12 protein-coding genes and 1 tRNA gene are annotated in these 13,436 nt (G+C 65.4%); 4 read left to right on the top strand and 9 right to left on the bottom strand.

All coding sequences use genetic code 11. The features are described from left to right. Positions 1-23: 23 nt before the first annotated feature. From ING15_RS07900 to ING15_RS07890, 3 genes are read left to right on the top strand one after another with little or no spacing between them, the layout of a single operon-like run. Positions 24-545: a tripartite tricarboxylate transporter TctB family protein gene (locus ING15_RS07900; RefSeq protein WP_206454246.1), complete on the top strand. Its 522-nt coding sequence runs from the start codon at positions 24-26 to the stop codon at positions 543-545. An 18-nt stretch (positions 546-563) separates the two neighbouring features. Beyond that, positions 564-2,072, top strand: coding sequence for a tripartite tricarboxylate transporter permease (locus tag ING15_RS07895; RefSeq protein WP_206454245.1), 1,509 nt, complete (start codon positions 564-566; stop codon positions 2,070-2,072). A 33-nt stretch (positions 2,073-2,105) separates the two neighbouring features. Further along, positions 2,106-3,701: a gamma-glutamyltransferase family protein gene (locus tag ING15_RS07890; protein ID WP_206454244.1), complete on the top strand. Its 1,596-nt coding sequence runs from the start codon at positions 2,106-2,108 to the stop codon at positions 3,699-3,701. Between the two features lie 273 nt (positions 3,702-3,974). Here the strand turns inward: ING15_RS07890 and ING15_RS07885 are convergent. The 7 genes from ING15_RS07885 to ING15_RS07855 all read right to left on the bottom strand — a co-directional run bounded on the left by ING15_RS07885 (position 3,975) and on the right by ING15_RS07855 (position 9,340). Next, positions 3,975-4,051: transfer RNA gene (locus ING15_RS07885), tRNA-Pro, on the bottom strand. A 129-nt stretch (positions 4,052-4,180) separates the two neighbouring features. Further along, positions 4,181-5,452, bottom strand: coding sequence for a TRAP transporter large permease (locus tag ING15_RS07880; RefSeq protein WP_206454243.1), 1,272 nt, complete (start codon positions 5,450-5,452; stop codon positions 4,181-4,183). A 9-nt stretch (positions 5,453-5,461) separates the two neighbouring features. Next, on the bottom strand, positions 5,462-5,995 hold the full coding sequence (locus tag ING15_RS07875; RefSeq protein WP_206454242.1) for a TRAP transporter small permease: 534 nt from the start codon (positions 5,993-5,995) through the stop codon (positions 5,462-5,464). 80 nt (positions 5,996-6,075) lie between these two features. Continuing rightward, positions 6,076-7,056: a TRAP transporter substrate-binding protein gene (locus ING15_RS07870; RefSeq protein WP_206454241.1), complete on the bottom strand. Its 981-nt coding sequence runs from the start codon at positions 7,054-7,056 to the stop codon at positions 6,076-6,078. 166 nt (positions 7,057-7,222) lie between these two features. Continuing rightward, the gene (locus ING15_RS07865) at positions 7,223-7,633 is read right to left on the bottom strand and encodes a Fur family transcriptional regulator (RefSeq protein ID WP_206454240.1); all 411 of its coding nucleotides are present in this window, start codon (positions 7,631-7,633) and stop codon (positions 7,223-7,225) included. Continuing rightward, a complete protein-coding gene (locus tag ING15_RS07860) occupies positions 7,630-8,457 on the bottom strand; it encodes a metal ABC transporter permease (RefSeq protein WP_206454239.1) in 828 nt (275 codons plus the stop codon). Before ING15_RS07860 ends, ING15_RS07865 begins: the two co-directional genes overlap by 4 nt. Then, positions 8,447-9,340: an ATP-binding cassette domain-containing protein gene (locus ING15_RS07855; protein WP_206454238.1), complete on the bottom strand. Its 894-nt coding sequence runs from the start codon at positions 9,338-9,340 to the stop codon at positions 8,447-8,449. Before ING15_RS07855 ends, ING15_RS07860 begins: the two co-directional genes overlap by 11 nt. Before the next feature lie 137 nt (positions 9,341-9,477). On the opposite strand from ING15_RS07855, the gene ING15_RS07850 reads away from it, so the two are divergent. Next, a complete protein-coding gene (locus ING15_RS07850; protein WP_269812738.1) occupies positions 9,478-10,434 on the top strand; it encodes a zinc ABC transporter substrate-binding protein in 957 nt (318 codons plus the stop codon). A 46-nt stretch (positions 10,435-10,480) separates the two neighbouring features. Here the strand turns inward: ING15_RS07850 and ING15_RS07845 are convergent, their stop codons facing one another. After that, positions 10,481-11,272: a crotonase/enoyl-CoA hydratase family protein gene (locus ING15_RS07845; RefSeq protein ID WP_206454237.1), complete on the bottom strand. Its 792-nt coding sequence runs from the start codon at positions 11,270-11,272 to the stop codon at positions 10,481-10,483. Then, a complete protein-coding gene (locus tag ING15_RS07840) occupies positions 11,269-13,293 on the bottom strand; it encodes an acetyl/propionyl/methylcrotonyl-CoA carboxylase subunit alpha (protein WP_206454383.1) in 2,025 nt (674 codons plus the stop codon). The genes ING15_RS07845 and ING15_RS07840 overlap by 4 nt, the downstream gene beginning before the upstream one ends. Positions 13,294-13,436 lie beyond the last annotated feature (143 nt).

Below are 13,436 nucleotides of genomic sequence, written 5' to 3'. Positions count from 1 at the left end.
AGAAAACCTCTGACGGGGATGCCGTGTTTGCGGCGTCCCCGAAGATTTCGGACGATGACGTCGCCAGCGAGGTCGCCAAGCTCGTCTCCTACGTCATCTTCCTGATCGCGGCCGCCGGATTGTATGTCGCAGCTATCGGCCTGCCGGTCTCGCGATGGGAGCCGCTTGGCGCGGGCGCGTTCCCGAAGCTCGTCATGGGTTTACTAGCCGCCTTGTGCGTGATCGCGATCGCCCTGTCGGCTCGACGTTTGTCGCGTTGGGGAAGGCCGCATGGCCTGGCCGCCCGCATCCGCGCCTTCATCGTGGCGCACCGGCTGGTGCTCCTCGTCTTCCTGGCTTTCGGCCTCTACCTCGCCGGCCTGCGGACGCTCGGCTTCTCGATCGCGACCTTCCTCTTCCTGCTCGTCGCGCAATTGATCGTTGCGCCGCGCGACCGGCGGACAATCGTGACCGGGCTCGTGGTGGCCGTCATCTTTTCCTTCGGTCTGAACTGGCTGTTTGCCGAAGGCTTTACCGTTTTTCTCCCCCGCGGCCTGTTGGGCTGAGCGCGAGGCACTTCGTAGATGGACGATTTTCTGCTCGGGCTTGTCCAGGTATTGGCCCCCGACACGCTTCTCTACATGGCGCTCGGCTCGCTGGCGGGTATCATAGCGGCCGCGATTCCCGGTTTCACCGTCACCATGGCGATCGTCCTGACGCTGCCGCTGACTTTCACCATGCCGCCGCTGCAGGGCATCTCGGTGATGCTGTCGGTATATGTCGGCGGCTACACCGGAGGGCTCATCTCGGCGGCGCTGCTCGGCATTCCCGGCACGCCCTCGTCGGTCGCCACGACCTTCGACGCCTTTCCAATGGCGCGCAATGGAGAGCCCGGCCGCGCCCTCTCGCTCGGCATCTGGGCCTCTTTCTTCGGGACGATCGTGTCGACGCTCGTGCTGATCGTCGCCGCCCCGCCGCTAGCGATCGTTGCCGTTCGGCTGGGACCTTGGGAATATTTTTCGCTGATCGTCTTCGCCCTAACGATCGTCGCCAGTCTGGTCGGCGCGTCGCTGCTGCGCGGATTGATCGCCGGCGTCATCGGTCTTGCGATTGCGGTGATCGGGCCGGACCCGATGATGGGGCGGCCGCGCTTCACCTTCGATATCGAGATGCTGGCGCCCGGCCTGCCGTTCATCGTGGTGCTGATCGGGATCTTCGCGATCAGCCAGTTGATGAGCGAGCTCGAGAATCCCGCGGCGGTCAAGGAGGATACCGCGTTGATCTCGGGCCGGATCGATTTCCACACATGGACCGTCATGAAGGAAGTCCTGGCGCGCCCCGGCAACCTCGTGAGATCTTCGCTTCTCGGCGTTTTCGTCGGCGCCGTTCCTGGGGCCGGCGGCTCGATCGCCAACCTGTTGACCTACGACCAGGCCAAGCGGGCATCGAAGACTCCGGAAAAATTCGGTACCGGAATCGCAGACGGCGTCGTTGCTTCGGAGGCCGGCAATTCCGCGACCTCCGGCGGCGGCCTGATCCCGCTGATCGCGCTCGGCATCCCCGGGTCGGCGGTAGACGCCATCTTGATGGGCTCGCTAATGGTGCATGGGATCAGTGTCGGTCCGCGTCTGATCATGGAACATGGCGACCTCGTCTACGGCATGTTCATTGCTATGGTGGTGGCGAGCCTGATGATGCTGATCATCTGCCTCACCACGATGCGCTTCTTCCTGCGTGTCACGGAAATTCCGAAATTTGTGATCGTCCCCGTGGTCACCGTCTTCTGTGTGGTCGGCGCGTTTGCGCTCAACAATCGCATCACCGATGTCTATCTGCTCGGCTTCGTCGGATTGCTGGGCTATGTCCTGAAGAAGCTGGACTACCCGTTGGCCCCGCTGGTGCTTGGCGTGATCCTCGGTCCGATCGCGGAAACCAATTTGCGCCGCGCCCTGATGAGCGACGCCGATTGGACGACCTTCTTCACCCGCCCGATCTCGGCCCTTCTTTTGGTCGCAGCGGTTCTGTCGATCGTCTGGAGCGCACGCGCCTACGTGAAGGGCCGCAAGAGCATGCTGGCGCCGAGTCAGTCCTGACGTCGGCAATATCACCGCGAGGAAACCTCACCCATGCATTATCGCCATGACGCGCTTTATGCGTCCCGCCGTTCGCCCATCTTCGCCCGCAATGTCGTCTCGACCTCGCAGCCTCTCGCCTCGCAAGCCGGGCTTTCGATGCTCGCCAGGGGCGGCAACGCCGTCGACGCGGCAATCGCGGCAGCAGCCGTGCTGGTCGTCGTGGAGCCGACCGGCAACGGACTCGGCAGCGACGCCTTTGCGATCCTGTGGGATGGCGCGGAATTGCATGGCCTCAATGCCTCCGGCCGCAGCCCGGCGGCGTGGACGCCCAATCGCTTCGCCGGCCATGATGCGATGCCGATGCGCGGCTGGGAAAGCGTCACCATTCCCGGTGCCGTCTCCGCCTGGCGGGACCTGTCGGCGCGGTTCGGCAAACTGCCGTTCGAGGCCCTACTGGAGCCGGCGATCGGCTATGCCGAGAACGGCTTTCTGGTTTCGCCGATCATCGCCGAGCTCTGGGCGAGGGGTGGCGAAATTCTCCACAAGCAGCCGGGCTTCGCCGAGCACTTCATGCCAGGTGGACATACGCCCGCCGCCGGCACGCTCTTTCGCAGCGACGATCTCGCGCGTTCCCTGCGGCTGATCGCCGAGACCAAGGGCGAGGCCTTCTATCGCGGGGAACTTGCGGCCCGGATCGCGGCATTCGCGAAAGAGCATGGCGGCGCCGTGACCGAGGAGGACCTTGCCGCGCACGAGAACGACTGGTGCGGAACGATTCAGCAGCGCTTCGGCGAGGTCGATCTGCACGAGATTCCGCCGAACGGTCAGGGCATCGCCGCTCTGATGGCGCTCGGCATTTTGAAGCATCTCCGCATCGAGCGGTTCGATCCCGACAGCGTCGAGGCATTGCACTTGCAGATCGAGGCGATGAAGCTCGCCTTCCGCGATATGTGGGCGTTCGTCGCCGATCGCGGGCACATGCGCGAGGTCGAAGAGGCCCATCTTCTGAATCAAGACTATCTCGCCGAGCGAGCAAAGCTGGTCGACCCCGCTCGGGCCCAGGATTTCAAGGCCGGCGCTCCGAAGCATGGCGGTACGGTTTATCTGTCGGTGGGTGACGAGAGCGGCATGATGGTCTCGTTTATCCAGTCGAATTATTCCGGCTTCGGCTCCGGCGTCGTCGTCCCCAGAACCGGGATCAGCCTGCAGAACCGCGGACATGGTTTCTCCTTGGCCAAGGGGCATCCGAACGAGGTGGCCGGCGGCAAGCGGCCGTTCCATACGATCATTCCGGGCTTCGTGATGAAGGATGGTCAGCCATTGATGAGCTTCGGTGTCATGGGCGGGCCGATCCAGGCGCAAGGGCATGTGCAGATGGTGTTGCGCACTCAGCTCTGGGGACAGGACCCGCAGACGGCGATCGATGCGCCACGCTGGCGGGCGATGGAGGGGCTCGAAGTGGCGGTCGAGGCAGCGGCGGGAGACGCCGTGCTTTCGGCCCTTGAGAAGAAAGGGCATCGCGTGGTCCGCGACACAGGCGACGCCGTCGCGTTCGGTTTTGGCGGCGCACAGATCGTCCATCGTATCGACGGCGGCTATGTGGCCGGCTCCGACCCGCGCAAAGACGGCCAGGCGGTCGGCTATTAAGGCGCTTGATCCCTGTGTCCGATGGTGCGGCAATCCGCCGAGCAATATAGCCCGCGGCCGCGTCGGCATGCATCGGAAAACATCCGCGTCTCGACCTAGGGCCCGGGATCGCCGGCAAGGCGTTCGAGAACCGGACTCGCCAGTGTCATGGCTCGCGAGCCCGGATCAATTGACCAGGAATCGAAGCCTCGCAACCCTTTCGGTAACAGCCTGTCGCTCTTGCCTCAGATACAGGCTTTTACCCATGTCTCCGGGCCGTATACGGGGAAATGCTGGTCGGAGTGGCAGGATTCGAACCTGCGACCCCCTCGTCCCGAACGAGGTGCGCTACCAGGCTGCGCTACACTCCGTGACCTGCGGCGCGGTATATAACGGGGCCGCCTCCGCGCCGCAAGCGATCATTGCGATTTCGTCGGCCCGATCGACATTTGCCCCAACGCGCGCTGGCGCATTGCACGCCCGCGCCGGCATCCCGGCCCTCACAACAGCGTCAGCAGCCCGACGGAGATCGCCGGCACGTAGCTGATCACCAGCAGACAGGCGATGATGACGAGAACGAAGGGCAAGAGCCGCGGCACGATCTGCTCGAATGGAATGCCGGCGACCTGGCAGGCGGCGAAGAGATTGACGCCGAAGGGCGGCGTGATCATGCCGAGCGCGAGGTTGACGACCATGATCAGGCCGAAATGCACCGGATCGATGCCAAAGGAGATCGCCACCGGGGCGAGGATCGGCGCCAGCACGATGATCGCCGCGGAGGTCTCGATGAACATCCCCGCGACGAACAGGAACGCGTTGACCGCGAGCAGGAAATAGACCGGCTCGTCCATGACGGTGCCGAGCCATTCGCCGATCGCGGCGGGCACGCCGGCCCTGGTGATCAAGAACGAGAACAGCCCGGCGGCGGCGATGACGAACAGGATGATCGTCGAGGAGATCACCGAGCGGTGCAGAACCGGCAGAAGATCGCGCGGGCTGATCGTGCGGTAGACCGCCATGCCGATGAACAGGGCGTAGAACACCGCGATGACCGAGGCCTCGGTCGGCGTGAAGATACCGTCATAGATGCCGCCGATGATGACGATCGGCATCAGCAGGGCCAGGAACGCCGCCTTCAGCGATTGCCAGAACGGCAGCCGGCCTTCGTGATCGCGCTCGCCCCAACCGTTCTTGCGGCACCACAAATAGACGAAGAGAATGAGCGCGAGCCCGATCAGCAGACCGGGCCCGAGACCGGCGATGAACAGATCGCCGATCGAGACCTCGGCGCTGACGCCGTAGAGGATCAACGGGATCGACGGCGGGATGATCACGCCAAGTTCGGCCGACGTCGCCTGCAGCGCGGCGGCAAAGCCGGTCGGATAGCCGTGTTTGGTCATTGCCGGGATAACGATCGCGCCGATCGCGAAGGTCGTGGCGACGGAGGAGCCCGAGACCGCGGCGAAGATCATGCAGGTCAGCACGCAGGATGCGGCGAGCCCACCCCTGATGCCACCGACCATGGTCTTGGCGAATTCGACGAGGCGGCCGGAAATGCCGGCGGCTTCCATCAGGTTGCCGGCGAGAATGAAGAACGGCACCGCCATCAGCGGAAAGGAATCCAGCGTCGTCATCAGCTTCTGCGCGACGACGAGCAGCGGTAGGCTGGTGAAGATGGCGATGCCGCCGATGGAGGCGGCGGCGATCGCGATCGCGATCGGCAGGCCGAGCGCGAAGAAGCCGACGAGGGCGAGAAGCATGAAGCTGGACATCGATGTCTCTCAGACGTCGTGCGTGGCAGGACCCTGCCGATGAACCAGGGTACCTGTGAGTTCCTCGGCGAGGCGGGCGAGCGTCGCGACGATCGACAGCGCCGCCCCGACCGGTATCGCCGCGTAGACGAAGCCGATGGATATCTTCTGGCCGAAGAACGGATCGCTGACGCCCGCGATCGTCTGGCGCGCGGTGCGCTCGGTCATCGCCCAACCGTACCAGACCATGACACCGAGGACACCGAGCGTGACACCGGCAATAGCAATCGCGAGAAATTTGCGAAACGCCGGCGGCACGCGCGCGATCAAAAGATCCACCGAGATCAGCGAGCCGGCGCGCAGACACGCCACCAGGCCGAGATAGACCATCCAGATCATCAGCGAGCGCGCCGTTACCTCGGACCAGGTCGACGGTCGCTCCAGCACGAAGCGGGTCAGAACCTGCCAGAAGGTGATCACCGACATGAGCGCGAGCAGCGCCATGGCTGTCCATAACGACAGACGCAGGACCCAGCGATCGATGGCGCGCAGAACAGTAAGCATCGACGGCCCTTGTTGCTGGTGTCGAAGACGACAGTGGCCGGACGTCGCCGTCCGGCCACTGTCGTGGTCTTACAAATCCGTCACTTGCCGGTGCCGCGGATGGCGTCGAGCTTGTCCTGGCCGAACCGCTCGGCGTATTTGGCCATCAAAGGCTCGAGCGCCTTCTCGAAGGCGGCGCGATCGACGCCTTCGGTCACCTCCATGCCCGCCTCCTTCAGCGTGGCCACGCCCGAATCGGCGTCGGAGCGAACCTTCTCGCGCATCGCGGCGGCGCCCGCCTTGGCGGCTTCGCGGAAGGCCTCTTTCTCCTCGTCGCTCAAGCCGTCCCAGACCGTCGGCGACATCAGAATGAGGGCCGGCGAATAGACGTGGTTGGTCAGCGACAGGTACTTTTGAACCTCCGCGAACTTGGCCGAGAGTATCACGCCGATCGGGTTTTCCTGGCCATCGACGGTGCCCTGTTGTAGCGCGGTGAACAGCTCAGGAAAGGCCATCGGCGTCGGCAGCACGCCGAGTTCGGAAAAGGCCTCCATGTGCACCTGGTTCTCCATGGTGCGGATCTTCAGGCCCTCGGCGTCCTCGGGCGTTGTCACCGCCCGCTTGGAATTGGTCAGATTGCGGAAGCCGTTCTCGCCCCAAGCAAGCGCGATCAGGCCGTTGTCGGGGAACTTGTCCAGCAATTCCTGGCCGATCGGCCCGTCGAGGACGGCATGGGCGTGGTCGTAGTCGCGAAACAGGAACGGAATGTCGGTGATCAACGTCTCCGGCACGAAATTGCCGACAGGACCGGTCGAGGTGATGACCAGGTCGACCGTGCCGAGTTGGGCTCCCTCGACCATCTCGCGCTCACCGCCGAGGGCATTCGCCGGAAATTGCTTGACGGTGAATTTGCCGTCGGTGAGTTTTTCGAGTTCTTCGGCCATCGCCGTGGCGCCAACGCCATAATGCGAGGTTTCGGACAGCGAATAGCCGAGCTTCAGCTCGACGGCATCGACGGTCGTTACTGTCCAGACGGCGGCAAGCGCGGCTAGTCCGGCGGCGGTTAGCGTTCTGATCGTCATGATTCCTCCCGTCGTGGCGGCAAATGCCGAACAGGGCTCCTCCCTTGTCCGTAGGGCCGCGTGATGGAGCGGATTTGCGGGAGAAGACCTTACCCTGTCAAGGCGATCCGCCGTGGCCGTTGCCGCGAAGGGTCAAGGCAGAATGGAAGCGGCAAGAAATGCTATATCAAGCCATGCCGGCGCGGGCGCAATCTGCGCACAGGCCGCTGATCTCGATCGCGGTGCGCTGCGGGCAGAACCCCTCGGCCTTGGCCCAGCCGCGCAGTCGCTCCTCGACGATCGCGTCGGAAAACTCCCAGACCCGCGCGCATCGCCCGCAGATGCCGAAGGCGATCGTCGCGCTCTCGTGATGATCGTGGGGATGGGCGCAGGGCACGAACGCCTTGAGGCTGTCGAGCCGGTGGACGAGTCCGCGATCGAGAAGCGTATCGAGGGCGCGATAAACCTGCAGCGGCGCGCGAAATCCGTCGTCGCGGAGTCGGTCAAGAATCGTATAGGCGCTCAGCGGCTCGTCCGCCGCCCTCAGCGCGTCGAAGACGAGGCTCTGGTTCCGCGTCAGTTTCGACGCTGCGGTCACTGTGGCGCCTTTCCGGCGGGTTCCGCCCGGCGGTCGGCAAATGCCGGTACCGGCAGCAGGCTGACAAGAAACAGCGCAAGCGCGGCGACGACGATCGACGGGCCGGACGGCGTGTCGAAATTCAGCGAGGCGAAGAGGCCACCGGTCGAGGCAGCCGCGCCGATGAACGCCGCAAGGAGCGCCATCATCTCCGGCGTCGAAGCGAAGCGCCGCGCGGTCGCTGCCGGGATGATCAACAGCGCGGTGATCAAGAGGATGCCGACGATCTTCATGGCGATGGCGATGACCACCGCCATCAGCAGCATGAAGAGAAATCGCGCGCGTTCCGGCCGAAGCCCCTCGGCTTCGGCGAGTTCGGTGCTGACGGTAGCGGCGAGCAGCGGGCGCCAAAGCATCGCCAGACCGGCGAGGACAATGGCGCCGCCGCCGAAGATCGCGGCCAGGTCGAAGCGCGAGACCGCCAGGATATCGCCGAACAGGAAACCCATCAGGTCGATCCGCACCCAGGTCATGAAGGCAATGATGACCAGCCCCAGCGCCAGCGTGGAATGGGAGAGGATGCCGAGCAGCGCGTCGGTCGACAGCGCGCCGCGCCGCTCGAGCAGCACGAGGGCAACGGCGACCACAGCAGCGACCGCGAAGACGCCGAGCATCAGGTCGATCTCGAAGGCCGTCGACAGGGCCACGCCGAGCAGCGCCGAGTGAGCCATGGTATCACCGAAATAGGCCATGCGCCGCCAGACGACGAAGCAGCCGAGTGGGCCGGCGACCAGCGCGATGCCGATGCCGGCCACCACGGCGCGGACGAAGAAATCATCGAACATCGGCTGGCTCCCGATCCTTCGGACGATGGGATGCGGGCTCGTCATGGTCATGGCCCTGATCGTGAGCATGATCGGACCCGTCACCGCCTTTCGGGGTGCTGCATTCGTCGCCGATCGTGCCGTCTGCGAAACGCACCCGCCCATCCGGCAGATGGGTGTGATCGTGATGGTGCGAATAGATCGCCAGCGTCTCCGCCGCACGCGGGCCGAACATGCGCTGATACGCCGGCGAATTGGCAACCGATTGCGGCGTCCCCTCACAGCAGACATGGCCGTTGAGACAGATCACCGTATCGGTCTTGGCCATCACCACATGCAGATCGTGCGAGATCAACAATACCGCGCAGCCCGCCGCATCGCGTAAGTCGGAGATCAGATCGTAAAGCGCGATCTCGCCACTGAAATCGACGCCCTGGACCGGCTCGTCGAGGACCAGAAGATCCGGCTTGCGGATCATCGCGCGGGCAAGCAGCGCCCGCTGGAACTCGCCGCCGGACAGACGATGCACCTCGGCCTTGGCGAGATGGGCGATGCCGACGCGGTGCAGCGCATCGGCGATCGCCGCGCGCGACGCCCGGACGGTCAGCGTCATCAGCCGCTCGACGCTGAGCGGCAGCGTCCAGTCGATGCTCAGCTGCTGCGGCACGTAGCCGACCGTCAGCCGGCTCGCCCTACGGACCGTGCCCTCGTCGGGCTTCAAGATCCCGATCGCGGTCTTGGCGGTCGTTGATTTGCCGGAGCCATTTGGGCCGATCAGCGTCACGATCTCGCCTCGGCGTAGCGTCAGGTCGACGCCGCGCACCATCCAGCCGCCGGAGCGGCGCACGCCGACGCCGCGCATTGCGACCAGGGTCGAGTCGTCAAAAGAGGAACGAGTGGTCATTCGATGCCCGAAAAACGATGGCTTGCGGAGACTTATGCCAAACGTTATAGCATTACACAATCGATATGTAATGACATAACATATCAACACCGGTGCCCGAGCGCGCCGAAATGTGTATCGTCCAGAAAGACCCCGCCATGCCGATGCTCCGCCTGCTCCTCCTCACCGCTGCCCTGTCTACCCTCACACCCGCCGCCCAGGCGGGCGACTCTGGCTCCGCGCCCGCCGTGGTCGCCTCGATCAAGCCGATCCATTCGCTCGTCGCCGGTGTCATGGAGGGTGTCGGCGAACCGATGCTGATCGTTCAGGGGGCCGGCTCGCCGCATACCTATCGGATGAAGCCGTCGGAGGCCGCGGCGCTTCAGTCCGCCGATGTCGTCTTCTGGGCCGGCGCTTATCTGGAGGCGTTTCTGGTCAAGCCGCTCGCAACGCTCGGGGCGACAGCGAAAAGCGTTGAGCTGGTCGATGCACCGGGCGTCGAGAGGCTGCCGCTGCGCGAGGGCGGACCGTTCGAGGCCGACGCGCACGAGGGCGAAACCGCCAGCGCGGCCGCGCACGAAGACGATGGCGGCGCCTTCGACACGCACGTCTGGCTCGACCCGGTCAATGCAAAGGCGATGGTCGGCGCGATCGAGACGGCGCTCATCGCCACCGACCCGGTCCATGCCGAGACCTATACGGCCAACGCCGACAAGCTCGAGGTGCGGCTCGACGCGCTGATCGCGACGATCAAGGCCGACCTCGCCGGCGTGAGGGGTCGGCCCTTCATCGTCTTCCACGACGCCTATCAGTATTTCGAGCGCCGCTTCGCGATGCCGGCCGCCGGATCGATCACCGTCAGCCCGGAGACGCCCCCGGGCGCGCGACGGATCGCCGAACTTCAGGCCAAGGTGAAGGCGGTCGGCGCGACCTGCGTCTTCGCCGAGCCGCAATTTGAGCCGGCGCTTGTCGATGTGGTCATCGAGGGCACCGAGGCGAAGGCCGGCATGCTCGACCCGGAAGGCGCGGCGCTGAAGGATGGGCCGGAGCTCTATTTCGAACTGATCGGCAACCTCGCGGCGTCGCTGACAGACTGTCTTTCGTCGGAAAATTGAGACGGGAACAAAACGGAATTCCGGCGGCCACCGGGCAACGTCCGGCCTAATCCTCCGTCTCAACAAAGGTCGCCAAGCGCTTGTCGAAAAAGGCGCTGACCCCCTCGCGAGCATCGGCTGTCTCCCAAATATCGGCAAGGCGCCGGGCGGTGTCAGCGATCGTCGCCTCGTCGATGACCGGACCCAGCGAGCGGGCGAGCGCCTTCGCTGACGCCACGGCCGCCGGAGAGCAGGCGAGATAGGGGGCGATTTCGGCCCCGACGGCCGCGTCGAGATCGTCCGCCGGTATCGCCTGGGCGAGAAGGCCGAGCGATACGGCCTCATCGGCGTCGAACAGCCGCGCCGACATGAACACCCGCCGTGCGCTTCCTTCGCCCATGCGAGCCAGCACGTAAGGCGAGATCGTCGCCGGGATCAGACCCAGTTTTGTCTCGGTGAAGGCAAAGCGCGCTGCGTCGCTGCCGATCGCGACATCGCAGACCGAGATCAAGCCGAGGCCGCCGCCGAAGGCCTGGCCCTGAACGCGGCCGATCAGCGGTTTCGGCATCTCGTTGAGGGCTTTCAGCATCCGCGCCAGCGTCGTCGCCTCGGCGATGCGCTCATCGCGGCTGGCTGCAAACTGCGCCTTCATCCAGGCAAGGTCCGCCCCGGCGCTGAAGCTCCGGCCTTCGCCGGTCAGGACGACGACACGCACGGTGGGGTCGGCGCCCAGCTCTTCGGCCGCCTTTGTCAGTTCGGCAATCATCGAGGCGTTCATGGCATTGTGCTTGTCCGGCCGCGCCAGCGTCAGCGTCGCCACGCCGCGCGCGTCGGTCTCGATGCGGATCGTCCCGGTCAATCGTCCCTCCCCGCCGTCCCGGCCGCGCTCTCCGGCTCCAACGCCAGCAAGAGCGTGCCGTCCTCGACCTGATCGCCGGGCGAGACCAGAATCTCGGCGACGGTCCCGTCGCGCGGGCTCTTCAGCGTGTGTTCCATCTTCATGGCTTCGAGCACGATCAGCGCCTCGCCCTTTTTCACAGCTCCGCCTGCCTTCGCGGAAACCAGCTTGACGAGTCCCGGCATCGGCGCGGCGATCGTGTCGCTGGCGATCCCCTCCTCGGCATGGGCGCTCGCGCTCCAGCGGGCGAAACGGTGCGCTGCGCCATCGGCGAACACCGTGACCGCTTCGACCTCCCGCGCTAGCGTCACCCCGAAAATGCGGCCGTCGAGCGACAGGCGCACAGCGTCGCCCGCGACCGCGACGACCGCAAGGTTCAGCGTCGCTTGTCCAGCATCCACGGCGAAACGGCCGTCGCCGCGATCGACGACCGCGACATCGCGGCGTCCTCCTTCCCCGGTCTCGAAGCGCGCGGTCTGGCGGGCAACGCCCCAATTGCGAAAGCCGCGCAAACGGGTCCAGGGATCGTCGCCGGCCTTGGCCGCGACAGGTCCCTCCAGATGGCCGAGCTGCGCCAGCGCGGCGGTCGCCACGATTTCCGGCGAGGCCGGCGCGATTGCCGTCAGCGCCTCCTGGTCGCGGCCGATCAGGCCGGTGTCGACATCGCCTGCGGCGAAATCCTCATGCGCCGCGAGCCGGCCGAGGAACGCGACATTGGTCACTGAGCCGGCGATATGCGTCCCGGCCAGAGCCCGGCGCAAAAGCCGGAGCGCCGAGGGGCGGTCCGGGCCGTGGACGATCAGCTTGGCGATCATCGGGTCGTAATGCGGGGTGATCCGGTCGCCAGCGCGTACCCCGGTGTCGATCCGAACCCCCTCGCCCGCCGGAAAGCCGAGATGCGTCAGCGTGCCGGTGGCCGGCAGGAAGCCGCGCTCCGGATCCTCGGCATAGATCCGCGCCTCGAAGGCATGGCCGGAGATCGTCAGATCGTTCTGCCTGAACGGCAATGCCTCGCCGGCCGCGACGCGCAATTGCAGTTCGACCAGATCGAGGCCGGTGATCGCTTCCGTCGCCGGATGCTCGACCTGCAGCCGCGTGTTCATCTCCATGAACCAGAAGCGGTCGGGCCTGAGACCATCGGAGGCGTCGACGATGAATTCGATCGTGCCCGCCCCCGCATAACCGATCGCCTTGGCGGCAGTGACCGCCGCCTTGCCCATCGCCGCGCGCATCTCAGCCGTCATACCAGGCGCCGGCGCTTCCTCGATCACCTTCTGGTGGCGCCGCTGCAAGGAGCAGTCGCGCTCGAACAGATGCACGGCGTTGCCGTGGCTGTCGCCGAACACCTGGATCTCGATATGGCGGGGCTTTTCGACATATTTCTCGATCAGGCAATGCGGGTCGCCGAACGACGCCGCGCCCTCGCGCCGGGCGCCTTCCAGCGCCGCCGCGAAAGCGGCCGGATCGTCGACGCGGCGCATGCCCTTGCCGCCGCCGCCGGCCCGGGCCTTGATCAGCACCGGATAGCCGATCTCACCGGCTTCACCGGCGAGAAAATCGGGATTCTGTTCTTCGCCGTGGTAGCCCGGAACGACCGGAACGCCGGCCGCGTGCATAAACTTCTTGGCGGCGTCCTTCAGGCCCATCGCCCGAATCGCCGAAGCCGACGGGCCGACGAAGATCAGCCCTGCCGCTTCGACCGCCGCGACGAAATCCGGATTCTCGGACAGGAAGCCGTAGCCGGGGTGGATCGCCTCGGCGCCGGTCCGCTTCGCCGCGGCGATGATGCGCTCGCCCTTGAGATAGCTCTCACCGACCGGCGCCGGGCCGATATGCACCGCCTCGTCGGCCATCTCGACGTGCAGCGCGTCGCGGTCGGCGTCGGAGAACACCGCGACGGTGCGCATTCCGAGCCGCCGTGCGGTCTTGATGACACGGCAGGCGATCTCGCCACGATTGGCGATGAGCAAAGTGGTGAACATCGTCGTCGTCACATCCCAGTCATGCGGCATGGGCCGCGAATCCCCGCCGGTCGCGACATTGATCGGAGCCGATCCTTCCACACGAGTCGAGACCGGTCTAATGTGATTCCGCCCATCCATGTGCGGCTAGGGTTCCGTTGCCT

The sequence above is a fragment of the Aurantimonas marina genome, assembly GCF_017183135.1.
In the GTDB taxonomy this organism is placed as follows: Bacteria; Pseudomonadota; Alphaproteobacteria; order Rhizobiales; family Rhizobiaceae; genus Aurantimonas; species Aurantimonas marina.
The sequence above is the reverse complement of the archived record's forward strand: the minus strand, read 5'-3'. Positions and strand labels throughout refer to the sequence as shown.

What these genes read in the sequence shown, in the direction of transcription:
- ING15_RS07890 (WP_206454244.1), top strand. Translation starts at nt 2,106, where the DNA reads ATGCATTATCGCCATGACGCGCTTTATGCGTCCCGCCGTTCGCCCATC.
- ING15_RS07850 (WP_269812738.1), top strand. Translation starts at nt 9,478, where the DNA reads ATGCCGATGCTCCGCCTGCTCCTCCTCACCGCTGCCCTGTCTACCCTC.
- ING15_RS07895 (WP_206454245.1), top strand. Translation starts at nt 564, where the DNA reads ATGGACGATTTTCTGCTCGGGCTTGTCCAGGTATTGGCCCCCGACACG.
- ING15_RS07880 (WP_206454243.1), bottom strand. Translation starts at nt 5,452, where the DNA reads ATGTCCAGCTTCATGCTTCTCGCCCTCGTCGGCTTCTTCGCGCTCGGC.
- ING15_RS07840 (WP_206454383.1), bottom strand. Translation starts at nt 13,293, where the DNA reads ATGTTCACCACTTTGCTCATCGCCAATCGTGGCGAGATCGCCTGCCGT.
- ING15_RS07860 (WP_206454239.1), bottom strand. Translation starts at nt 8,457, where the DNA reads ATGTTCGATGATTTCTTCGTCCGCGCCGTGGTGGCCGGCATCGGCATC.
- ING15_RS07855 (WP_206454238.1), bottom strand. Translation starts at nt 9,340, where the DNA reads ATGACCACTCGTTCCTCTTTTGACGACTCGACCCTGGTCGCAATGCGC.
- ING15_RS07870 (WP_206454241.1), bottom strand. Translation starts at nt 7,056, where the DNA reads ATGACGATCAGAACGCTAACCGCCGCCGGACTAGCCGCGCTTGCCGCC.
- ING15_RS07875 (WP_206454242.1), bottom strand. Translation starts at nt 5,995, where the DNA reads ATGCTTACTGTTCTGCGCGCCATCGATCGCTGGGTCCTGCGTCTGTCG.